Origin of the sequence: Streptomyces sp. NPDC057002 (assembly GCF_042673825.1) — a bacterium.
Classification (GTDB): domain Bacteria; phylum Actinomycetota; class Actinomycetes; order Streptomycetales; family Streptomycetaceae; genus Streptomyces.
In genome coordinates this window covers 483,563-504,424 of the sequence record NZ_JBHURZ010000004.1, presented here as the reverse complement: position 1 = coordinate 504,424, position 20,862 = coordinate 483,563, and the positions used below count along the sequence as shown (strand labels likewise).

Sequence of the window (20,862 nt, the reverse complement as noted above, 5' to 3'; positions counted from 1 at the left end):
GAATCGATAAATGAATGGCTTCCTCATCGTCGCGCTCCGGGCCGGTATCGCCTTCGCCGTCCTGGTCGGGCTCTTCGGGCAGTTCGTGGTCATACCGACGACGGCGGCCGACGAGGTCGACCGTTTCCCGCCCTACGCCCCCTTCGCCACGCCCTATTCGGCCGTGGCGATCGTGGGGGTCGTCTGCGTGCAGGTCGCGCTCGTCGCCGTGTGGATGCTGCTCACGATGGTGCAGCGGGACGCGATCTTCACGCCGCGGGCCTTCCGGTGGGTCGACGTCATCATCGGCGCCTCGGTCGTGGCGACCGTCCTTGCCCTCGGGGTCGCCGGGCATCTGGCCGTCGCGGAGATCCCCTCTCCCGACGACGGCATGGACGTCGAAAGCGCCCTGGCCGCCGCGACGGCGGGGGTCGCGGTGGGGGCGGCGTTCGCGATGCTGATGGTCGTCATGCGGAGTCTGCTGCGCAAGGCGACCAGTCTGCAGAGCGAGATGGCAGAGGTCGTCTGACGGCGAACCCCGCCCTGCCGCAGGCTTGGAGGGGTGACGGCAGGGCGGGGAGTGGGGGGCCTGGCTCAGGCGCCGGAGGCGTTGCGCTTGGCCGTGCGGCGGCGGGTGACGATCATCATGGCCGCGCCGCCCGCCAGCAGGGCCGCCGCGCCGAAGGCGATCGGGCCGGTGCTGCTGTTCGCGCCGGTCTCGGCGAGGTCGCCGCCACCGCCGTTCGGCTTGGGGGCGGTGGGCGTCGACTCGGAGGCGGACGGGGTGGGCGTGTCCGTGTCGGAGGACGGCGGGGTCGAGGGCTCCGCGGGCTCGGACGGGGAGGCCGGCGGCGTCGACTGCTCGGCCGGCGGCTTCGGCGGCTCCGAGGGCTCGGCGGGCGGGCTGGACGGGGGCTGAGTCTCCGCCGGCGGGGGCGTCTTCGTGCAGTCCTCCGTGCCGCCGTTCCAGGCCGCGATCAGCTTGTCCTTGATGACCGGGCGGTCCGGGCCCTTGGGCAGCTCGCCGTGCTCGAAGCCGTCCTTCGCGTCCAGCTTGCCGTCGAACTTCACCGCGCCCCGGTAGAGGTCGATCTGCCCGAAGCAGCCCTTGTCCGGGATGGCGATGTCGAGCGACTCGGTGACGCCCGGCTTGACCGTCACCGTGTCGAAGTCGACGAACACCTGCTCGCCCGAGGTGCCGAACGTCGCGCCGTGGGCGAGGTAGGAGGCGAGGGAGGCCGTGCAGGTCGCCGCGTCACCGGCGGTGCGGACCTTGATGTGGACCTTGCCGTCCTCGGTCGGCTTCAGGTTCTGGTCGTCGACCTTCACCGAGTCGTGGAAGTTCGTGCCGTCGAGCGAGAACTGGCAGCGGTCGGTGCCGGTCTCCGTCCCCGCGCCCGTCCCGGGCTTGTAGCTGCCGCCGGACGACCAGCCGTCGCCGCCGGGCGTACCGTGCGCGAACGCGGTGGTGGCGGAGGCGGCGCAGAGCGCGAGGGCCGCGGCGCCGGTCCCCAGCAGGCGTCGCGCGATGACACGTCTCGCTATGGACATGCGATCCCATTTCTTGGCGTATGCCGGAACCCGGGTGACGGCAGCAGGGCAGCACGCGGCGGCCGGCCGTACCGGGGTGAGTGGTCTGAGAAACACTGGGCTCATTGGTCACATGCGCCACAGTGCGACCTCATCGTCGCGGCGCCGCAGCACGCTGTCAACCTGCGGGTATGCAAAGGGAGTTACTCCTCCATCACACTTTCATCACAGCAGGAATGGATCACTCCGACCACCCCGATGTTTCCTTTTTCCGGCATTCTGGACAGATTCAATGCTGTCGCCCGTATGCCCTGCGAAGGAGACCGCGTGACCGATCGCTCCACTCTCGACCTGTCGTCCCGGGATCCCGACTGGTGGCGGCAGGCCGTCGTCTACCAGGTCTATCCCCGCAGCTTCGCCGACGCCGACGGCGACGGACTCGGAGACCTGCGCGGCATCACCCGCCGCCTCACCCACCTCGCCGCCCTGGGCGTGGACGCCCTGTGGCTGAGCCCCTTCTACCCGTCCGAGCTCGCCGACGGCGGCTACGACGTCGCCGACCCCCGGGACGTCGACCCGCGCCTGGGCACCCTCGACGACTTCGACGCCCTGGCCGCCGAGGCCCACCGCCTCGGTCTGAAGGTCATCGTCGACATCGTGCCCAACCACTCCTCGCACCGGCACGTCTGGTTCCAGGAGGCCCTCGCCACCGGGCCCGGCTCGGCGGCCCGCGACCGCTACGTCTTCCGCGACGGCCGCGGTGAGCACGGCGAACTCCCGCCCACCGACTGGCAGTCCGTCTTCGGCGGCAGCGCCTGGAAGCGCGTCCCCGACGGGCAGTGGTACCTGCACCTGTTCGCCCCCGAGCAGCCCGACCTCAACTGGGAGAACCAGGAGGTACGAGCCGACTACCGCACCACCCTGCGCTTCTGGTCCGACCGCGGGGTCGACGGCTTCCGCATCGACGTCGCCCACGCCCTGGTCAAGGACCTGAGCGAACCCCTGCGCGACCTCGGCACGCACGCGTCGGGCGGCGAGGAGGCGCTCGCCGGCCTGCCGCCCGGCACGCATCCCCTCTACGACCGTGACGACGTGCACGAGATCTACCGCGACTGGCGCAAGATCCTCGACGCCTACCGCCCGCCGCGCATGGCCGTCGCCGAGGCCTGGGTGCCGGGTGCCAGGCGTGCGCTCTACGCCCGTCCGGACGAGCTGGGCCAGGCCTTCAACTTCGAGTATCTGGAGGCCGGTTGGGACGCCGGTGAGCTGCGGCAGGTCATCACCGACTCGCTCGCCACCGCCCGGGCCGCCGGGGCCTCGGCCACCTGGGTGCTCTCCAACCACGACGTCGTACGCCACGCCTCCCGGCTGATGCTCCCGCCCGGCACGGACCTCAACGCCTGGCTCCTGTCCGGCGGTCACGCCCCGGCCGTCGACGAGACGGCCGGACTGCGCCGGGCCCGGGCGGCCACGCTGCTGATGCTGGCGCTGCCCGGCTCGGCGTACGTCTACCAGGGGGAGGAACTCGGCCTGCCCGAGGTCGCCGGCCTGCCCACCGAGGTGCTCCAGGACCCGATCTGGGAGCAGACGGGCCATGTCCGCAAGGGGCGCGACGGCTGCCGGGTGCCGCTGCCGTGGACGACGGCCGGACCGTCGTACGGCTTCGGGCCGGGCGGCGCCTGGCTGCCGCAGCCGTCCGGCTTCGCCGCGTACGCCGTCTCGGCCCAGGACGGGGTGGAGGGTTCAACCCTGGAGCTGTACCGCAGGGCCCTCAGGCTCCGCCGCAAGCTCCTCGCCGGAGAGGAGCTGACCTGGGCGGCGGACGCCCCGGAGGGTGTGCTGCGGTTCGACCGGAGTGATGGCTGGCGGTGTGTGACGAACCTGTCCGGTACGGCGGTGCCGCTGCCGGCCGGTGAGGTGCTGTTGAGCAGCGCGCCGCTGGAGGACGGACGGGTCGGGCCGGACACGACGGTGTGGCTCGGCCGCTGAGCGCTCCGCTGGGTGGGGCCGGGTGGGTCGTCGTTTGTCTGCGGCTGTGTCGTGGCTGGTCGCGCAGTTCCCCGCGCCCCTTTGGGGTGCGGCCCCGCCGTCGTTTGTCTGCGGCGGTGTTGTGGCTGGTCGCGCAGTTCCCCGCGCCCCTTTGGGGGCGTGGGGGCACCCGTGCGGCGCAGCAGGGCGGGTTGTCTGTGGGGGTGGCCGGGAGAATCGCTGGCAGAGTGCCGTCTCCGTCCGCACAGGGAGTCCCGCCCGCGATGAACAGGTACAGCAGGACAGCAGCCGTGGTGGGGGTTGTGGTCGCGGGGGTGCTCTTGGTTCCGGGGGCGCCCGCGGTCGCCGAGGGGGGCGGGCTGTGGGGTGTGGCGGTCATCGCGCCCGGGCGGGAGGGCATCGTCGAGGTCGTGGGGCACCCGGGGGCGGGGCCGGGTGTGGGTGCCACGCTGACGTTGACCGCGCCTCGCGGGGCGCGGGTGACGGGCACGCCGCTCGACGGGTCCGGCTACCGCGGCTCGGTCGCCGCCGACGGCCGCAGCGGGGCGTACACCGTCACCCGCGAGGCGGCCGGCCGTACGTTCCCCTTCGTGCTGGCGGTGCCGCCGGGCGCCGTGCCCGGTACGCGGCTGCGGGACTGCTTCCTGCGGATCACCGACGCGCGCGGCGTGCGGCGGGCATCCGGCCGGTGTGCCGTCACCGTGGGCCTGGCCGGGCCGACGCTGACCCGTCCGCTGTCCGGCGTGCCGCTGCACGCCCGGCCGGAGATCGCCGGCAAGGCGCACCCGGGCGCCCGGGTCACCGTCCGCGACAAGGACGACCGCGAGGCCTGCGCGACCACCGCCGCCCGCGACGGCACCTGGGCGTGCACCCCGGCCCCGGCCCTTCCGGCGGGTGCCAACCGCCTCCAGGCGGTCGCCACCCTGAACGGGGTGAGCGCCATGAGCGAGCAGATCGACATCGCGGTGACGGAGTCCGGCGCCGGTCAGTAGCGCACGGCCCGGGCGATGTCGGACCGGACCTCGCCGGAGAGGTCGTGCGTGCTGCGGGCGGTGGCCGTGGCGGTGTGGTTCGGCTGGACCTGGTTCACCGTGACGATGACCGTGTCGACCAGCCGGTTCCCGGAGTCGGTGAAGTTCACCTGCACGGCGAAGGACCGGGGCGAGTCGTCGGTGTTGCGGACGGTGACCTCGGACCGGGCCCGGCCGTCGGAGCCGACGGTGGTAGGACCGGCCTTCACATCACCCTTGACGTCGACGCCGTCCTGGATGTCGTCCAGCCGGCGCTGGGCCTCGGCCGTGGCCGACTCGACCGCCTCGGAGGCCCCCGAGGCGACCGACCCGACCGCCGACTCCGCCTTGCTCGCGGTGTCCGAGGGGCTGTCGTAGCCGCCGTTGCAGCCGGTGAGCACGGCGGCCAGGGCGAGCGTCAGCACCGCTCCGGCCGTTTTGCAGCGAGTCCGGTGGTGGGCGGCCATAGGCGTCACGTGCGTCCGAGGCCGCCGCCGCCGAAGGACCCGCTGGATCCGGGCGACCAACGGCGCGGATTCTGGTCCTTGCCCGTCCTGGTGCTCGCGTGGTGGAGGTCGTGGGGCAGGATCCGGTCGCCGTCCTTCGTCGTGATCGGCATCTCGTCGGGCTCGCGCCTCTCGCGCATCTCGTGGACCGGCCCGCCGTCCGGGACGTGTGGTTGTTCCTCCAGGCCGGGGTGATGGGTGTCCTTGTCCATGACCCGCATCCCGACCCGGACGCCCCAGATCAGCGCGCAGGCCACGATCAGTCCGCAGACGAAGGCGATGCCCACGGCGATCGCGTGATCGGACGACGCCGCCAGCAGTTCATACGTGGCCGTTTTCATACTCCGAGTATCGCCGACGGAATGCCATAAAGCGCCCGGAATGTCCGTCGGTAAAAAGTGGGCAACCTCTGCCGCTCCGGCGACGACCTGACGGTGATACCCCGTCCCCCCACACGAGGGAGATCACCATGCGCAGACATCTCGCGCGACTGATCACCGTGCTGGCCGTCTTAGCCGCCGTCTTCGCCACTCCCGGCATGGCGAACGGCAAGGCTCAGGCCGCCGACGAGTGGAACCCGCCCGCGAACCTCGTCCAGCCCCTGAACGAGGTCTGGCGGCACGTCGAGACGACCTACCCGAACCTGTACGGCTTCCGGAACTACGGCTGGGACCAGGTCATGGCCAACCGGGGAAGCGTCAACTACTGCGTTCGCTGGGAGTCCGACGCCCCGGTCAGCGCCGCCCTGCGCGACCGGATCCACGCGGCGCTGAAGAAGCAGTTCGGCAAGTGGATGACGGCCATGACCGAGAACGGCAAGGGGCACAACGCCTGGCCGTACACCAACGTCCCGGTCAACATCGTCGGCTGGGCCGTCAAGAACCGCTCCACCCTCCAGTGGACCGACAACTCCGTCGACATCTACACCGGCAATCTCGACGGCGGCGGCGCCCCGCAGTGCTCCCCGGACTGCGGCCGCTTCTTCCACCAGGACGGCAACTACTCGAAGTGTCCCGGCGGCGCCGCCCGCCACTACGACCAGTCGCTGTGGCTGACGAAGGGCTTCGGCGGCGGCGCGGGCGGCGACTGGGGCCAGCGCATGGGCCAGGAGTACTTCACCGGCGCCCTGAACCAGGAGAACATCCACATCTACCTGCACGAGGTCGGCCACACCTTCGGCCTCGACGACTTCTACGACTGGTCGCCGACCGGCCAGTGCTGCTTCCTGATGAAGGCGGGCAGCGCCACGCAGATCACCGAGTTCGACAAGTGGATGGCGCGTGACTTCTGGCGCCATCTGAAGAACCGCTACGGCCTCTGACCGGTACCCGTCGGGCGGTGCGGGCGGCCTCGGCTCCCGCACCGCCCTGCGGCGTACGGTGGAGAGACCGGGGGTAGGTCGCAACCGGTGGCTGAACGGTCTCCTGGCCACGTCCCCCGTTCGCAGCAGGAGCCCCGATGACCTCCGCATCCTCGTCCCCGCCGCCGCTCCCCGCACCGCGGGACGTCCGGCTGCGGCTCGCCGAGCCCACGCGCTTCGGCCGTACGGCACGCCGGATCGACGGGGCATGGTGGCCCCGCTCAAACGACCTGGCGCAGGAGCTGACCGGGCTGCTGGGCGTGCTGCCGCGTGCCTGGGGGCGCATCAGCAGTGTCCTGGTCCACGGGGACACCTGGCAGGACTGTCCGGAGCAGGTGGTCATCGCGGGGCAGTCGGTGCACGTCGGCCACACCGACTCGCCTACCGCACCTCACACCGTCTGTCTGCTCGCGCTCGGCCGGGGCCGCTACGACCTGCTGGTGGTGCCGCCCGCGACGGCCCGGGCGGAGGCGGACCTGATCATGGAGCGGGCCGTCACACAGGGCGCGTGACGGCCGGACCCGCCGCTCAGTGCGCGAGCAGCACCAGAGCGAGGGCGACCAGCGCCGGGACGGTCTGCACGAAGAGGATCTTCCGGCTGGCGGTGACCGCGCCGTAGACGCCCGCGACCGCCACGCACACCAGGAAGAACACCGAGACCTGGAAGCCCACCGGGTCGGACGCCACCGCGCCCCACAGCAGGCCCGCCGCGAGGAAGCCGTTGTAGAGGCCCTGGTTGGCGGCGAGGGCCTTCGTCTCCGCCGCGAACTCGGCGGTGGTGCCGAAGGCGGCGCGGGCCCGTGGAGTGGTCCACAGGAACATCTCCAGCACCAGGATGTAGGCGTGGAGGGCGGCGAGAGCCAGCACCGCGAGGGTGGCGAGGGTCGACATGCACGCATCATCCCAGGCGCGATCCGGAGTCCTCGCCCCGCCGTCCTCGCTCCGCTGCCTTTGACTCCGCCGTCCTCGTTCGGGCCTCCCCGGGAGGCGGCGGGCGGTGCCGGGTGGCAGATTGCGGGCAGTGGAAGGCCGGTCCGGGCCGACGCGTCCCCGCGTGTGCCGCTCGGGAGCCCGGCCCGGCCTTCCCGCCTTCCCGCTCGACCGCCGGTCAGTAGCCGATACGGAACGTCGCGTCAGCCCGGTCCGTCGCGGTGGAGACGGGGTCGACGCGCAGGGCGTAACCGGAGTGGCGGATGTAGCGCGTCGGGTTGTTGTGCGAGCGGAACGACGTCCAGCCGGCGTCCGCGAGCCCGGCGACCTTGTGGAACGTGGCGTCCCCGGCGAACACCGAGGTGCCGTCGTTGACGTCGAGCCGCAGCGCGTAGTCGTAGTGCCGCAGGTACCGCTCCGGGTAGTTGACCGACTGGAAGGACACGCCTGACGCGTCGGCGAGGCCGGGGACGAGTTTCCACTGGGCGTCGGTGTACGGGTCGAAGGGGTAGGGGTCGATCCGGCCCGCGAAACCGGCGTGACGGACGTAGCGGTCCGGGTGGTTGTACGACTTCAGCCGGTTCCAGGCCGGGGCTCCCCAGTGCGCGAGGAGGTTGTCGTACTGCGTGCCCGTGAGCGGCGCGATGCTGCCGTGCTTGGAGTTCACCGGCTGGGTGTAGCGGCGCTGGTCGACCGGCGTCCAGGTGCCGGCGGCCAGGTCGTCGGTCTGCCAGGCGTAGAAGACACCGTTGGGCGTGTAGGTGTCGCCCCAGAGGTACCAGGTGCCGGTCGACTGCGACCGCGTCAGAATCGGCGCCTCGGTGCCGCCGTGGGCCACGGGCGTGCTGAAGACCTGCCAGCTGCCCGGGGCGAGGGTCGCGGACCTGGCGCCGACCAGGGTCTGCTTCGAACTGTCCTTGAAGTACATGTAGTTCGTGCCGCCGACGCCGAGGGCGAAGCTGCCGTCGATCACGTCGTAGCCCGGGTCGAAGAAGACCTGGGGCGCGGACGCCGTACGGAAGTCGGTCGTGTAGTTGACCATCAGCACGTTGTGGCCGCTCGCGTTGACCGACGAGTAGACGACCCCGTACTGCCCGCGCGAGGCGTCCCAGAAGGCCTCCGGGGCCCAGCTGTGGGTGGTCATGTCGTGCAGCTTCAGCAGGCGGTAGCCGGTGAGGGAGCGCAGGTCGGCGGAGTCCCAGACGTGGATGTACTGGCTGTTGCGGTTCCAGTCGGTGCCCTTGAGGTCGGTGGCCAGTACGACGAACGTGCCGTCCTGTTTGCGCAGCACGAACGGGTCGCGCAGGCCGCCGGCGCCCTGGGTGGGCGTGACCACCGGCTTGTTCTGGTTCAGCGGCGTCCACTCCAGGCCGTCGGGGCTGACGGCGAGATGCAGGCCGTAGTCGGTGCCGAGCCCGCTCGGGGACTCGGTGAAGGAGGCCATCACATACGCCGGGCCCGTCGCCGCGCTCGCCCCGCCGGCGCCCAGGGCCGGGTCGGTGGTCAGAGCGAACGGCACGGTCGCGGCCATGCCGAGGACATGGCGGCGGGAGGGTCTGCGGGGGGTGGAGGTCATGGGGGCTCGGCCTTCCGTCGGGGGTACGGAGTGCAGCGGTCGTTCGATATTGCGAACCAGGTTCGGCAATTCGGCCAGACGGTAGGGCTGGGAGCCGTGCGCCGTCAATGAGTCGGACGTGACGAAGAAATCCCCAACGGGGCGGCAACTACGGGGCGATGGCCTTGCGCAGGGTGTGCAGGCACAGCGTCATGGCGGAGTGCTTCGAGGCACCGGCGGTGCGGGTGTGCGCCCAGGCCGAGTACAGCAGGGACCAGACCAGGTTGCGGACCCACTCGTCGTCCAGCTCGGAGTCGATGCTGCCGTCCGTGTGCCCGCGCCGGACCGTGTGCAGGAAGTGCTGGTCGGCGGCGGTCTCCTCGTCCCAGCCCGACCAGGTCGCCAGCTGCGGTGTCTCGAACATCAGCGTGAGGCCGTCGCCGAGCTCGAAGTACTCCTGGCAGAGCCGCTCCAGGGCCTTGGCGGCCGGGCCGTCGTCGAGCCGGGCGCGTCCGGTCGCCGCCGCGACCTTCTCCAGGATGTCCGTGCCGATGGCCGTGAGCAGGTCGGAGCGCTCGGGGAAGTAGCGGTGGACGGTCGTACGCCCCACACCCGCCGCCGCGGCGACGTCGCCGAGCGACGCGGTCGGGTCGCCTGCCAGCAGGCCGATGGCGGCGTCGATGATGGCGCGCCGCGTGCGTGCCCGGGTTCCGCTCTCGGCCGCTCCGCTCCGCTCCTCAACCATGCGCATACGGTAGCGCGTCTTCCATGATGAAAATCGCTTGACCGTTATGGAACACGAGTGTTCCACTCGGCATCATGACTGTTCCGGAAGGTACGTCTCGCAAGGTGTCCGTCCCGCGACTGCGGATCCTCTGGTCGTTCGCCCGGCCGCACCGGCGCTCCCTGGTCCTGGCGCTCGTCCTCGCCCTGGTGGGGTCCGGGATGGGGCTGGCCACGCCGATGGTCACGAAGGGCGTGCTCGACGCGCTCGGCGGCTCGGACTCGCTGCGGGGGCCGCTGGTGGCCCTGCTGGTGCTGCTGGTGGTCGGCAGTGCCGTCATGTACTGGCAGTGGACGCTGCTCGGCGCGCTGGGCGAGCGGGTGGTGCTCCGGGCCCGTGAGTCGATGGTGCGGCGTTTCCTGCGGGCCACCGTCCCCGCGGTCACCCGGCGCCCGCCCGGCGAACTCGTCACCCGCGTCACCTCCGACACGGTCCTGCTGCACCAGGCCGCCACCGGTGCCCCGGTCGGCCTGATCAACGCCGTGGTCATGCTCTTCGGGACCCTGGTCCTCATGGGTGTCCTCGACCTGGTGCTGCTGGGCACGGTCGCGGCGGCGGTGGCCGTGGTCGCCGTCCTGTTCGCCGTCCTCATGCCCGGGATCGCGACCGCGCAGCAGCGCGCCCAGGACCACCTCGGGCGGCTCGGCGGCAATCTGGAGGGCGCGCTGCGCGCGATCCGCACGGTGAAGGCCGGCCGGGCCGAGGACCGCACGGCCGAGCGCATCATGGCCGACGCGCGCGTCTCCGCCGAGCACGGCGTCCGCGCGAATCGCCGCGAGGCCCTGGCCTGGACGATCGCGCTGGCCGGCATCCAGCTGGCGATCATCCTGGTCCTGGGCGTGGGCGCCTGGCGGGTCGCCGAGGGGGAGCTGGAGGTCTCCAGCCTCATCGCCTTCCTGCTCTACGCGTTCGGGCTGATGGACCCGATCAGCGAACTCAGCCAGAACGTCACCGCGCTCCAGTCAGGGATCGCGGCGGCGGAGCGGATCCGGGAGACGGAAGACCTGGAGTCGGAGGACGGGGCGGGTCATGAAGGCCCGGTACGGAAGGCCGCTGCGGGGAGGAGGCCCGTACAGGACACCCCCTTACTGGAACTGAGGGATGTCAGCGCGGCCTACGGCCCCGACGCGGAACCGGCGGTGCGCGGCGTCGACCTGGTCATCCCGCGGCACGGGCACACCGCGATCGTCGGGCCCTCGGGCGCGGGCAAGACGACCCTGTTCTCCCTGGTGCTGCGCTTCCTTGAGCCGACCGGCGGCCAACTGCTCCTGGACGGCCGCCCCTACCGCGACCACAGCCACGACGAGATCCGGTCGCGTCTCGCATACGTCGAGCAGGACACGCCGGTCGTGCCCGGGACGATCCGCGACAACCTGCTGCTGTCCCGCCCCGACGCGACGGACGCGGAACTGCGGCGAGTCCTGCACGAGGTACGGCTGGCCGAGAAGGTCGACGCCCTGGACGACGGACTCGACACGCCCCTGTCCGGCGCGGCCGTCTCGGGCGGCGAGCGGCAGCGCATCGCCCTGGCCCGGGCCCTGCTGCGCACGCCGGACGTGCTGCTCCTGGACGAGGCGACGGCCCAGCTCGACGGGCTGACCGAGGCCGCCGTCCAGAGCTGCGTCCGCGCCCGCGCGGCCACGGGTGCCGTGGTCACGATCGCCCATCGGCTGTCGACCGTCATCGACGCGGACACCATCGTGGTGATGGAGGCGGGCCGGGTCCGTGCGCGGGGCGGTCACCGGGAACTGCTCGCCACGGACACGCTGTACCGGGAGCTGGTGGAGGCCCTGCGGATCGCGGCCCCAGCGGACTGCCCGGAATCGCCCCTTCTCGGTTGACCAACCGCCCCAGGTTTGATCAGCTGTCTCACTGGTCTTGTTCGATTCTGATCGAGCATTTCATGGCTCCCAGGGGGGGAGCTTGTGACAAGTTGGGGAGTTTTCTTGATGTATCGCGATCCTGTCGCCCTGCGCCGCGCCGGACTCCGGCGCGGCGCGGCCGCGTTGACCCTGCTGGCGCTGACCGGCGGAACGGCTCTGACGGGGGTTTCGGCCGCCGGTGCCGCCGTGCCCGCCGGGAAGGCGTGCGGGCCGACGGAGGGTTTCTCCGGCTGCCGCCTGTTCGTCCCGACGGAGGGCGCGCAGGAGTTCAAGGTGCCGTCGGGTGTGACACAGCTGAACGTGCGGGTCTGGGGCGAGGGCGGTGCCGGCAACACCATGGCGAGCGGAGGTGCGGGCGGCTTCGTCGGCGCCACCCTCAAGGTCACGCCCGGGGAGGCGTTGAGCCTGGCCGTCGCCGGGCCGCGCTCCGGTGACGCCCTCGGTGGCAAGGCGGGCGGCTCCGGCGCCGAGCGGGGCGGCAACAGCAGCGCCATCCGCACGAGCGGCGGCTCGCCGCTGGTCGTCGCCGGAGGCGGGGGCGGCGCCGGCGGCGACTTGGCCCACGCCCAGGCGGGTGTCGCCGGCGGCGAGTCGGGCCAGGACGCCTCCGAGCAGGGCCGCGGCGGCAAGGGCGCCACCGGCGCCAAGGGCGGTGCGGGCACCGGCAACGGCGTCGCGGGCGCCGACCACGCCAAGGGCGGCGCCGGTGGTGCCGGCGGCGCGGGCAGATACGGCGGTGGCGGCGGCGGTGCCGGCTACGCGGGCGGCGGCGGTGGCACGGGCGCGGATTCGAGCGGCTCCCCCGGCGACGAAGGCACCACCGGCAGCGGTGGCGGCGGCTCCAGCTACGCGGAGCCGGCCCGGGTGGACGACGCCCGTCTGGTCGTCGGCAAGGGCACCACGGCACCGGAGAAGAACGACCCCTTCTGGGCCCCCTCCGACAACCCGGTCGACTCGGGCGTGGCCATGGGCGGCGGCAATGCCCCCGGTGGCCCGGGCCGGATCGTCCTCCAGTGGCAGTCCTCCCCCACGGTCGACCGGCTGACGCAGGTCTCCGGCACCGACCGGACGACCCAGCCGGGCAGCGACGTCGACCCGCTGGCCGTGGTGGCCCGGGACAAGGACGGCAAGCCGGTCGCCGACACCTCCGTGACCTACACGATCGAGGACCCGGACGGCCTCAAGCCGCTCTTCCGCCTCACCGGCGGCCCGGAGGACGACCAGACCGTCGTCTCGACCGACGCCCAGGGGCGTGCGCAGTCCCCCTGGATCGGGCTGGGCAGCCGGAAGGAGGGCGAGTTCACCGTCCGGGCGAAGACCCAGGGCGCGTCGACGGCCTTCACCGTGCGGGTCAAGGAGTCGCCCTACGTCGTGAGCGTCGCCGACGGCGACGAGCAGCAGGCCGAGCAGGGGCAGGACTTCGACCTGGCGTTGCGCGCCATGGTGGTCAAGTCGGGCAAGGCGGCGCCGGCCGGCACGGAGGTGGAGTTCCGGGTCGAGGACGGCAGCGAGGACGCTCCCCGCTTCGGCGGCGAGGAGCAGGTCGTCCGCGTCAAGACCGACGCGGCGGGCAAGGCCGCGGCCCCGGACCTGACCGCCGGTGAGGGCACGGGCACGTACACCGTCGCCGCGTCGGTCGGTGACGCCATGACCCAGTTCGCGGTCGAGGTAGTCCCCGGCGACGGCCCGGACGAGCCCGGCCCCGGCGACGGATCCGGCTCGCCCTCCCCGAGCCCCACGATCGTCCCGAGCCCCTCGGCCGACCCGAGCCCCTCGCCCAGCGCGAGTGAGTCCGGGACGACCGGCGGCGGCGGTACGACCACGGGCGGCGGCACCTCGACGAACCTCGACGGCGGCAGCCTCGCCTCCACCGGGGCGGGCGGCATCGGTCTCCTGCTCGCGGCGGCCGCGGCCCTGGCCACGGCCGGCTTCGCGGCGTTCCGCTTCGCCCCGCGGCTGAAGCTCCGCTCCCGCGACTGAGCCTGACCGCACGTCACCCCGACTGCCCGCACCCGATCACCGGGTGCGGGCAGTCGCCGTTTCCACCGCGGAGTTGAGGGTTGCCGGACGCCGGCGCCACGCACTGGCTCGGGAGGACGGCCCCGGCGGGAAAAGTCTCCGGGGTCCCTTCAACGAAACGATTGAAGTCATGGATACCCGAGTCATCGAATCCGCCCCCGGGACCCGACGATGGTGGACGCTGTCGGCCGTGAGCGCGGCCCAGCTCCTCGTGGTCCTGGACGGGACCGTCGTCAACATCGCACTGCCCTCCGCACAGCGCGCGCTCGGCATGTCCGACGGCAGCCGGCAGTTGGTGATCACCGCGTACGCCCTCGCCTTCGGCGGGCTGCTGCTGATCGGCGGCAGGGTCAGCAGCGCGCTCGGCCACCGGCGCACGTTCGCCATCGGCCTGGCCGGCTTCGCCGTCGCCTCCGCGCTCGGCGGGGCCGCCGGGAACCCGGAGACACTCTTCGCCGCCCGCGCCTTACAGGGCGTCTTCGCCGCCGTACTCGCGCCCGCCGGGCTGTCGTTGCTGTCCACGACCTTCACGGAGCCGGGCGAACGCGGCCGGGCGTTCGGCGTGTTCGCCGCCGTCGGTGCCGCCGGATCGGCGCTCGGACTGATCGCGGGCGGGCTGCTGACCGAGTACGCCGGCTGGCGGTGGTGCCTGTACATCAACGTCCCGGTCGCGCTGCTCGCCGTACTCGGTACGGCTCTCGTGCCGGCGGACCGCCCGATCCGGGGCGAGGGACGGCTCGATGTCGCGGGCGCGCTGCTGAGCGCCGGGGGCTTCGCCGCCGTGGTGTACGCCTTCAACGAAGCCGAACCGCACGGCTGGGGTTCGGCGAAGGTGCTCACGCTGCTGGCCGCCGGTGTCCTGCTGCTGGCCGCGTTCGCCGTGGTCGAACTCCGCGCCCCGCACCCGCTGCTGCCGATGCCCGTGCTGCTGAACCGCGCCCGCGCGGGGGCGTTCCTGGCGATCACCCTGATGTTCGTCGCGATGTTCGGCTTCTACCTGTTCATGAGCTACTACACCCAGACCGTCCTCGGCTACTCACCGGTCCAGGCGGGCCTGGTCCTGATCATCAACGCCCTGGCCGCCCTGCTCGGCTCCACCCTCATCGCGGGGAGGCTGCACGGACGCGTCGCGCCCGCGGCGCTCATCGTGCCCGGCCTGGTCGCCGCGGCCGCCGGAGTGCTGATCCTGACCGGCCTGACGGCGCGCAGTACGGACGTCCTGCCGCTGTACCTGACCCCCGCCCTGATCCTCACCGGGCTCGGTCTCGGCTGCGTCCTGCCCCCGACGGCCGGCCTGGCCACCGCGGACGTACCGCCGCGCGACATCGGAGCCGCGTCGGCCGCCTACAACGCCTCCCAGCAACTGGGAGCCGCACTCGGCACCGCGCTGCTCAACACCGTCGCGGCCAGTGCCACGGCGTCCTACCTGGCGGGAGCCGGGCGCACCGGCCCGGCCGAGGCATCCGTCCACGGCTACACCACGGCCCTCACCGTCGCCTTCGGCATCCTGCTGGCCGCCGTGTGCGTCGCCGGACCGCTGATCGCGACCCGCGCCACTCGGGGGAACGGAGAGAACGGGAGGTGAGAGAGGGGCGCGTTTTGCGGAACCTTTAACCCGGGGTCGGGCGTTGACCCGGTGAGCGCGCGGGAGCGGGTTCGTGAGATGACTCCGACTAATACCGAGGTGACTCAATGGCAGTGTGGGACAAGCTCAAGGACCAGGCCAAGGCCTTCCAGCAGAACCAGAGCGGGCACGGCACGTCCGGCGGCCACGGCACGTCCGGCGGGCATGGCGCGTCCGGCGGGCACGGCTCGGGTTCGCGGTCGGGCGGTGGCAGCAAGGCCCAGCTGGTCGGGCTGTTCAAGACGCAGCTCGGGTCGCTGAAGAACGAGCTGAAGAGCGGTGCGTACCGGGACGCGAGCATGGCGATGTGCGCCCTGGTCGCGGCGGCCGACGGGCAGGTGGACGCCTCCGAGCGGCAGCAGGTCGAGTCGATGATCCTCAGCAACGACGTGCTGCAGAACTTCCCGCCGGAGCAGCTGCGCCAGCGCTTCCACAAGCATGTGGACCAGCTGACGATGAACTTCCAGCACGGCAAGACCGAGGCCCTGCAGGAGATCGCCAAGGCCGCCAAGAAGCCCACCGAGGCCAGGGCCGTGATCCAGACCGGCATGGTCATCGCCGGGGCCGACGGCCACTTCTCCCAGGCCGAGGCGACGGTCCTGCGCGAGGCCTGCGCCACGCTGGGGGTGTCTCCCGCCGAGTTCCAGCTCTGACCACCGGCGCGGCGGCCCCGTCGGCCTACTGGGCCGCGCGCAGCGCGTCCACGGCCAGGCGGGCCGCCGTGCCGATGACGGCGTCGGCCGCGGGCAGCAGCGCGGAGGTGCGGGCCGTGCGGGTGAAGACGGCGACGGCGTAGCGCCCCCCGTCGGGGTATTCGACGACGCCCACCTCGTTGCGCACGGTCGGCAGGCTCCCCGTCTTGCCCGCCACATGGACGTCGTCGAAGGGGAAGCCGGAGGCCATCCGGTGCGGCCACACCTGAAGCCCGAGGACGCGGCGGACGGCCGCGCCGTGCTCCGGCGTGCACGCCTCGTCGCGCCAGACGGCGCCGAGCAGCCGTGTCATGTCGCGCGGGGTGCTGCGGTTGGTGCGGGCCGGGTCCAGCGCCCGCAGCCGGGTGACGACGAGCGGGTCGGCCAGCGCCCGCGCGCCACCGGGGCCGGCGTCCTCCTTGATGGTGGCGAGGAGCTCGCCGAAGGAGTGCACGGCGTGGGTGCGGGTAAGGCCCAGACGGGCCGTGGTGCGGTTGACGGCGTCGAGGCCGACGCGCCCCAGCAGCAGGTCGGCGGCCGCGTTGTCGCTCACGGACATCATCAGATAGGCGAGGTCCCGCAGGGACAGCCGGGCCCCGTCGAGCATCGCCGCGAGCCCCGTCGGCCCGGTGGTGCGGCCCTCCGACGGGCACTCGACCTGCTCGGTGAGGTCCAGGAGCCCCGCCGCGGCCTGCTCGTGGAGCGTGACGAGCACACACAGCTTGTGGACGCTGGCGGTGCAGACCGGCTGGTCCGCACCCGCGTCGAGCTGAGCACCGGAGTCGATGTCGACGGCGTGCAGCCGACCGGTGACCCCGGCGTCGGCGAAGGCCGCGTGGATGCGGGCGAGGGGGTCGTTCACAGCCAGTACTCCGAGGCCGGGCGCAGATGGAGCGGGCGGGTGGGCAGGTCGGGGGTCGCGCCGGCGGTGGTGCGCAGCGCGTGCGTGGCGGCCTCGGCGAAGGCGGCCACGGCGGCGTCACCGCGTCCGCCGGGCCAGGCGACGGAGTGCCGCAGGGCCAGGGGAGCCCCGGTGAGCGGACGCCAGACGACACCCGCGGCCGGTGCGACACCCGCGGCCGGTTCTCGGCGAGAGCCCTCCCTGTTGCCCTCCACGGGCCCGTGCGCGTCCCGGGGGCTGAAGGACACCGCCTCCGCCGACAGGACCAGTCCGCGGACGAAGCTGGCGCCCTGGGCGTGCCGTACGGCGGGCGGGGTGTAGCCGTTGCGGGCGCAGGTGGTCAGCAGGTCGTCGTAGACCGCGGGGGCGCCCGTGCGGGGGAAGAGGATCAGGTCGTAGCCGGTGAGGGAGGCGAGGGGGACCTCGTCGAGCCCGGCCGCCGCCGCGTCGCGGGGCAGCAGTACGCCCAGTTCGCGGCGGAGCACCGGGCCCAGCTCCAGGCCGGAGACGTCACAGGGGTGGTGGATGAGCCCGACGTCCAGCTCGTGTGCGGCGAACCGCTCCAGTTGCTGGGCGGTGGGCAGCTCGTGCAGCTCCAGTTCCACGCCCGCGCTGCCGGCGTCGGCGAAGCCCGCGAGCAGCGCGGCGACCGTGTCGCCGGATATGTCCGGCGGCAGCGCGGCCCGCAGCAGCCCGGTCTCGCCGTCGCGGATACGGCGTGCGGTGGCCATGAGCGCCTCGGAGCGGGCGAGCACCTCACGTGCCTCGGGCAGCAGCAGCGCCCCGGCCTCGGTGATGGTCACCTGCCGGCTCGTGCGCTCGAAGAGCCGGACGCCCAGATGCCTCTCCAGCCGCTGGACGCGCTGCGAGAGCGGCGGCTGCGCCATGCCCAGGCGAGCCGCGGCACGGCCGAAGTGTGACTCTTCGGCAACAGCCACGAAGCACTCCAGGTGCCGCACCAGGTCCACGAACAGTAACCATATCCGGTATTGATCGATGCGAGATCGATAAAGGTCTTGGACAGGTTGCCCACGGCGCTGCTGTTCTCGGCGCATGGACTCCCTTGCCGAATACACCAGCCGCTCCAACCGGGACCGCAGACGGCGCCGCAACGCCGTCCGGGCCGTCAGCGCGGGAGCGGTGGTGCTGGCCGTCGCCGCGGGCGGGTCGTACGCGGCCGGTCTCGGTCCCTTCGCACGGGACACCGGCCCCGACCCCGCCGCCGGGAAACAGGCCAGCGCCTTCCTCGCCGACTGGGCCGCCGGCCGGCTGCCGAGCGCGGCCGCCCGCACGACCAGCCCCGGTACGGCGCAGCGCGTGCTGGACAGCTTCACCGCCGGACTCGAGATCACCGAGCCCGCGCTCAGGGCCAAGGCCGCGACCGAGGCGGAGGACGGCACGGTCACCGTCCCGTTCACCGCCCGGATGCCCGTCACCGGCCTGGGCACCTGGACCTACGAGTCGAAGCTGCCGCTGCGTCAGCGGGGCGACGGCACCTGGAAGGTGGACTGGACGCTGTCCGTCGTCCACCCGCGGCTGAGCGGCACCGAGAAGTTCCGCCTCGAACGGGAGGAGACGAAACCCCCCGAGGTCATCGACCGGCAGGGGACGGCCCTGTCCGGCGACGAACTCCCCTCCCTCGCGCCCCTCATGACCCGGCTCGGCGGAAACGGCACGGACACCGGCGCGCGCGGGGCCATCCACCTGGTCGACCGGGCCACCGGGGACGTCGAGCGCACGGAGGCCACCTTCGGCGCGCGCACGGTGCGGGACAAGGGCCCCGTCCGCACGACCCTGCACGCCGGCTGGCAGTCCGCCGCCGAGCAGGCCCTCGCCACTCACGCCGAGGGCAAGAACGCCGCGCTCGTCGCCCTGCGCATCGACGACGGCGAGATCCTGGCCGTGGCGAACTCCCCCGCCTCCGGCTTCAACCGCGCGCTCTCCGGCACCTACGCGCCCGGCTCCACCTGGAAGATCGTCACCACCAGCGCCCTGCTGCTCAAGGACGCCGTCAAGCCGGACGACGTGGTCGACTGCCCCCGGTACCTCACGGTGGGGAAGCGGTTCCAGAACGTGGAGCTCTCCCAGCACCCGGGCGCCACCTTCCGCAAGGACTTCACCGAGTCGTGCAACACCGCCTTCATCAGCCTGCGCGACCGGCTCTACGACGGGGAACTCGGGGATGTGGCCCGTAAGTACTTCGGCGTGGGCCAGGAATGGCACGTCGGGGCACCCACGTACGACGGCTCGGTGCCGGCGCCGAAGGACGAGACGGAGAAGGCCGCCTCGATGATCGGGCAGGGCCGGGTGCAGGCCAACCCGCTGCTCATGGCGTCCGTGACCGCGACGGCCGTGTCCGGCACCTTCCACCAGCCCTCGCTCACCCGCGGCAACGAGGACAAGACCGCCACGACTCCGCTCCCGCGGGGCGTCGTCACCGAACTGCGCGCGATGCTGCGGGCGACGGTGACCGGCGGCACCGCGGAGGTCCTCTCCGACCTGCCCGGCGAGATCGGCGCCAAGACCGGTACCGCCGAGGTCTCCGACGCGCAGGACAACAACGGCTGGCTCGTCGCCCACCGCGGCAACGTCGCCGTGGCCTGCGTCGTCGAGGAGGGCGTCACCGGCGGCGGCTCCGCCGGGCCGATCGTCCACAGCCTGCTGGCCGCCGCTTCCGGCGACCCCGAGTGAAGGAGCCCCGAGTGAAAGCCCGAGTGAAGGTCGCACCCCGCAGGTCCGCCGACGGGCCCTCCGCGTCGTCCCGCCGCGCCTTCCTGGCCGCCGCGGTCCTCCTCCCTCTCGCCGGCTGCGGCACGGACACGGACCGGGACACCGGCCGGGACAGCGGCCGGGCGGGCGGAGCGTCCACGGCCACTCCGCCCGCCCCCGCGCCCACCGTCCGTCGTGCGCGCCTGGTGGATCTGGAGCGCGAGTACGGCGCCCGCGTCGGCGTCTACGCCCTCGCCACCGGCACCGGCGACACCGTGATCCACCGCGCCGACGAGCGCTTCGCCTTCTGCTCGACCTTCAAGGCACTGGCAGCGGCGGCGGTCCTGCACCATCGCTCCCTGAAGGGCCTGGACCGGCGCGTCACCTACACGCGCGCCGACCTCAAGTCCACGGCGCCGATCACCGGCAAGCACGTCGCGACCGGCATGACACTGCGCCAACTCTGCGACGCCGCCGTCCGGTACAGCGACGGCACGGCCGGGAACCTGCTGATGCGCGACCTCGGCGGCCCGGCGAAGCTCACCGCCTATCTGCGCGGACTCGGCGACCAGGTCAGCCGCATGGACCACTACGAGCCCGAACTGCACGACGTACGACCCGACGACCCCAGCGACACCACCACCCCCCGGGCGATCGCCACCGACTTCCGCGCACTGCTCCTGGGCACCGCCCTGCCCGCCGGCGAACGCGCCCTGCTCACGGACTTGCTCTCGCGCAACGCCACCGAAGTCGGCGCCCGGCGCATCCGGGCCGGGCTCCCCAAGGGCTGGGAGGTGGCCGACAAGACCGGTACGGGCAACTACGGCAGGGCCAACGACATCGCCGTCGTCCGACCGCCCCGCACCGAGCCCCTCGTCCTGGCCGTCATGACCGACCGGCCCGGCTACGAGGCCGAGCCCTCCAACGCCCTGATCGCCGAGGCGACCCGGCGCACCATCGCCGCCCTGAAACTCTGACGGTCTATAACGGGGCCATGATCTATCACGTCGTACCGCTCACCGTCTGGAACACCGCCCCCGGCCGGACGTACGCGCCCGACTCCCTCGCCGAGGAGGGCTTTGTGCACTGCTCCCCGGACGAGCCGGTCACGCTGGCCGTCGTCAACGCCTTCTACCGGGACGCGCCCAGGCCGTTGCTGGTGCTCGCCCTCGACGAGGCGCGCCTCACCGCGCGGGTGGAGTTCGAGGCGGCGGCCCCCGCCCCGCCGCCCGGGGTCGCCGGGGACGTCCTGTTCCCGCACGTGTTCGGTCCGCTCGACCGGGACGCCGTCGACCACGTCCTGGAGGTGCGGTGGGACGAGGAGGGCCGGGCGGCGGGAATGAGCCGGCGGGAATGAGCGGGACGGGAGCCCGGGTGCCCGGGTGATCGAG

The 20,862-nt window shown here is 72.7% G+C and carries 20 protein-coding genes; 12 read left to right on the top strand and 8 right to left on the bottom strand.

From position 1 onward, the window contains the following. The first annotated feature begins 10 nt into the window (after positions 1-10). Entirely contained in the window at positions 11-508 is a 498-nt protein-coding gene (locus ACFT32_RS22310) for a DUF2975 domain-containing protein (RefSeq protein WP_382491862.1), read from the top strand. A 65-nt stretch (positions 509-573) separates the two neighbouring features. On the opposite strand, the gene ACFT32_RS22305 is transcribed toward ACFT32_RS22310, so the two are convergent. After that, positions 574-1,530 (bottom strand): LAETG motif-containing sortase-dependent surface protein, encoded by a 957-nt coding sequence (locus tag ACFT32_RS22305; protein ID WP_382491859.1) that lies wholly within the window; start codon positions 1,528-1,530, stop codon positions 574-576. A 306-nt stretch (positions 1,531-1,836) separates the two neighbouring features. Between ACFT32_RS22305 and ACFT32_RS22300 the strand changes: the two genes are divergently transcribed. Both ACFT32_RS22300 and ACFT32_RS22295 read left to right on the top strand, forming a co-directional pair. Continuing rightward, positions 1,837-3,498, top strand: a complete 1,662-nt coding sequence (locus ACFT32_RS22300; protein WP_382491856.1) for a glycoside hydrolase family 13 protein — start codon at positions 1,837-1,839, stop codon at positions 3,496-3,498. A 263-nt stretch (positions 3,499-3,761) separates the two neighbouring features. After that, positions 3,762-4,490: a carboxypeptidase regulatory-like domain-containing protein gene (locus tag ACFT32_RS22295; RefSeq protein WP_382491853.1), complete on the top strand. Its 729-nt coding sequence runs from the start codon at positions 3,762-3,764 to the stop codon at positions 4,488-4,490. Here ACFT32_RS22295 and ACFT32_RS22290 read toward each other — a convergent pair. Both ACFT32_RS22290 and ACFT32_RS22285 read right to left on the bottom strand, forming a co-directional pair. After that, positions 4,484-4,930: a hypothetical protein gene (locus tag ACFT32_RS22290; protein WP_382492731.1), complete on the bottom strand. Its 447-nt coding sequence runs from the start codon at positions 4,928-4,930 to the stop codon at positions 4,484-4,486. The genes ACFT32_RS22295 and ACFT32_RS22290 overlap by 7 nt on opposite strands. 50 nt (positions 4,931-4,980) lie before the next feature. Continuing rightward, positions 4,981-5,355, bottom strand: coding sequence for a DUF6479 family protein (locus tag ACFT32_RS22285; protein WP_382491850.1), 375 nt, complete (start codon positions 5,353-5,355; stop codon positions 4,981-4,983). Positions 5,356-5,483: 128 nt separating this feature from the next. Between ACFT32_RS22285 and ACFT32_RS22280 the strand changes: the two genes are divergently transcribed. Further along, the gene (locus ACFT32_RS22280) at positions 5,484-6,335 is read left to right on the top strand and encodes a hypothetical protein (RefSeq protein WP_382491847.1); all 852 of its coding nucleotides are present in this window, start codon (positions 5,484-5,486) and stop codon (positions 6,333-6,335) included. Positions 6,336-6,472: 137 nt separating this feature from the next. Next, positions 6,473-6,886 carry a DUF5994 family protein gene (locus ACFT32_RS22275; protein WP_382491844.1) on the top strand — a complete coding sequence of 138 codons (414 nt, stop codon included), beginning with the start codon at positions 6,473-6,475 and terminating at the stop codon, positions 6,884-6,886. Between the two features lie 16 nt (positions 6,887-6,902). Here ACFT32_RS22275 and ACFT32_RS22270 read toward each other — a convergent pair whose 3' ends face one another. The 3 genes from ACFT32_RS22270 to ACFT32_RS22260 form a co-directional block, all read right to left on the bottom strand. Continuing rightward, a complete protein-coding gene (locus tag ACFT32_RS22270) occupies positions 6,903-7,265 on the bottom strand; it encodes a DUF1304 domain-containing protein (RefSeq protein WP_382491842.1) in 363 nt (120 codons plus the stop codon). A gap of 217 nt (positions 7,266-7,482) precedes the next feature. Next, entirely contained in the window at positions 7,483-8,880 is a 1,398-nt protein-coding gene (locus tag ACFT32_RS22265) for a glycoside hydrolase family 43 protein (RefSeq protein ID WP_382491839.1), read from the bottom strand. Positions 8,881-9,028: 148 nt separating this feature from the next. Beyond that, complete coding sequence (locus tag ACFT32_RS22260) at positions 9,029-9,604, bottom strand: TetR/AcrR family transcriptional regulator (protein ID WP_382491836.1); 576 nt, start codon at positions 9,602-9,604, stop codon at positions 9,029-9,031. A 74-nt stretch (positions 9,605-9,678) separates the two neighbouring features. On the opposite strand from ACFT32_RS22260, the gene ACFT32_RS22255 reads away from it, so the two are divergent. The 4 genes from ACFT32_RS22255 to ACFT32_RS22240 all read left to right on the top strand — a co-directional run bounded on the left by ACFT32_RS22255 (position 9,679) and on the right by ACFT32_RS22240 (position 15,822). After that, the gene (locus ACFT32_RS22255; RefSeq protein ID WP_382491834.1) at positions 9,679-11,484 is read left to right on the top strand and encodes an ABC transporter ATP-binding protein; all 1,806 of its coding nucleotides are present in this window, start codon (positions 9,679-9,681) and stop codon (positions 11,482-11,484) included. Between the two features lie 108 nt (positions 11,485-11,592). Beyond that, the gene (locus tag ACFT32_RS22250) at positions 11,593-13,506 is read left to right on the top strand and encodes a hypothetical protein (protein WP_382491831.1); all 1,914 of its coding nucleotides are present in this window, start codon (positions 11,593-11,595) and stop codon (positions 13,504-13,506) included. Positions 13,507-13,675: 169 nt separating this feature from the next. Then, positions 13,676-15,130 (top strand): MFS transporter, encoded by a 1,455-nt coding sequence (locus ACFT32_RS22245; protein WP_382491829.1) that lies wholly within the window; start codon positions 13,676-13,678, stop codon positions 15,128-15,130. 107 nt (positions 15,131-15,237) lie between these two features. After that, positions 15,238-15,822: a tellurite resistance TerB family protein gene (locus ACFT32_RS22240; RefSeq protein ID WP_382491826.1), complete on the top strand. Its 585-nt coding sequence runs from the start codon at positions 15,238-15,240 to the stop codon at positions 15,820-15,822. Positions 15,823-15,847: 25 nt separating this feature from the next. On the opposite strand, the gene ACFT32_RS22235 is transcribed toward ACFT32_RS22240, so the two are convergent. Continuing rightward, entirely contained in the window at positions 15,848-16,723 is an 876-nt protein-coding gene (locus ACFT32_RS22235) for a serine hydrolase (protein WP_382491824.1), read from the bottom strand. Beyond that, a complete protein-coding gene (locus ACFT32_RS22230; RefSeq protein ID WP_382491822.1) occupies positions 16,720-17,730 on the bottom strand; it encodes a LysR substrate-binding domain-containing protein in 1,011 nt (336 codons plus the stop codon). Before ACFT32_RS22230 ends, ACFT32_RS22235 begins: the two co-directional genes overlap by 4 nt. Before the next feature lie 85 nt (positions 17,731-17,815). Here ACFT32_RS22230 and ACFT32_RS22225 point away from each other — a divergent pair, with 85 nt between their 5' ends. Genes ACFT32_RS22225 through ACFT32_RS22215 form a run of 3 tightly spaced genes read left to right on the top strand, consistent with a single transcriptional unit; the run spans position 17,816 to position 20,828 of the window. Further along, the gene (locus ACFT32_RS22225) at positions 17,816-19,453 is read left to right on the top strand and encodes a penicillin-binding transpeptidase domain-containing protein (protein WP_382491820.1); all 1,638 of its coding nucleotides are present in this window, start codon (positions 17,816-17,818) and stop codon (positions 19,451-19,453) included. A gap of 23 nt (positions 19,454-19,476) precedes the next feature. Further along, positions 19,477-20,448, top strand: coding sequence for a class A beta-lactamase (gene bla, locus ACFT32_RS22220; protein WP_382492729.1), 972 nt, complete (start codon positions 19,477-19,479; stop codon positions 20,446-20,448). Between the two features lie 17 nt (positions 20,449-20,465). After that, complete coding sequence (locus tag ACFT32_RS22215; protein WP_382491817.1) at positions 20,466-20,828, top strand: DUF952 domain-containing protein; 363 nt, start codon at positions 20,466-20,468, stop codon at positions 20,826-20,828. Positions 20,829-20,862 lie beyond the last annotated feature (34 nt).

Coding starts and splice junctions, on each gene's coding strand:
- ACFT32_RS22250 (WP_382491831.1), top strand. CDS start 11,593: ATGTATCGCGATCCTGTCGCCCTGCGCCGCGCCGGACTCCGGCGCGGC.
- ACFT32_RS22275 (WP_382491844.1), top strand. CDS start 6,473: ATGACCTCCGCATCCTCGTCCCCGCCGCCGCTCCCCGCACCGCGGGAC.
- ACFT32_RS22260 (WP_382491836.1), bottom strand. CDS start 9,604: ATGGTTGAGGAGCGGAGCGGAGCGGCCGAGAGCGGAACCCGGGCACGC.
- ACFT32_RS22265 (WP_382491839.1), bottom strand. CDS start 8,880: ATGACCTCCACCCCCCGCAGACCCTCCCGCCGCCATGTCCTCGGCATG.
- ACFT32_RS22240 (WP_382491826.1), top strand. CDS start 15,238: ATGGCAGTGTGGGACAAGCTCAAGGACCAGGCCAAGGCCTTCCAGCAG.
- ACFT32_RS22245 (WP_382491829.1), top strand. CDS start 13,676: ATGGATACCCGAGTCATCGAATCCGCCCCCGGGACCCGACGATGGTGG.
- ACFT32_RS22310 (WP_382491862.1), top strand. CDS start 11: ATGAATGGCTTCCTCATCGTCGCGCTCCGGGCCGGTATCGCCTTCGCC.
- ACFT32_RS22295 (WP_382491853.1), top strand. CDS start 3,762: ATGAACAGGTACAGCAGGACAGCAGCCGTGGTGGGGGTTGTGGTCGCG.
- ACFT32_RS22255 (WP_382491834.1), top strand. CDS start 9,679: ATGACTGTTCCGGAAGGTACGTCTCGCAAGGTGTCCGTCCCGCGACTG.
- ACFT32_RS22215 (WP_382491817.1), top strand. CDS start 20,466: ATGATCTATCACGTCGTACCGCTCACCGTCTGGAACACCGCCCCCGGC.
- ACFT32_RS22285 (WP_382491850.1), bottom strand. CDS start 5,355: ATGAAAACGGCCACGTATGAACTGCTGGCGGCGTCGTCCGATCACGCG.
- ACFT32_RS22225 (WP_382491820.1), top strand. CDS start 17,816: ATGGACTCCCTTGCCGAATACACCAGCCGCTCCAACCGGGACCGCAGA.
- ACFT32_RS22280 (WP_382491847.1), top strand. CDS start 5,484: ATGCGCAGACATCTCGCGCGACTGATCACCGTGCTGGCCGTCTTAGCC.
- ACFT32_RS22270 (WP_382491842.1), bottom strand. CDS start 7,265: ATGTCGACCCTCGCCACCCTCGCGGTGCTGGCTCTCGCCGCCCTCCAC.
- ACFT32_RS22305 (WP_382491859.1), bottom strand. CDS start 1,530: ATGTCCATAGCGAGACGTGTCATCGCGCGACGCCTGCTGGGGACCGGC.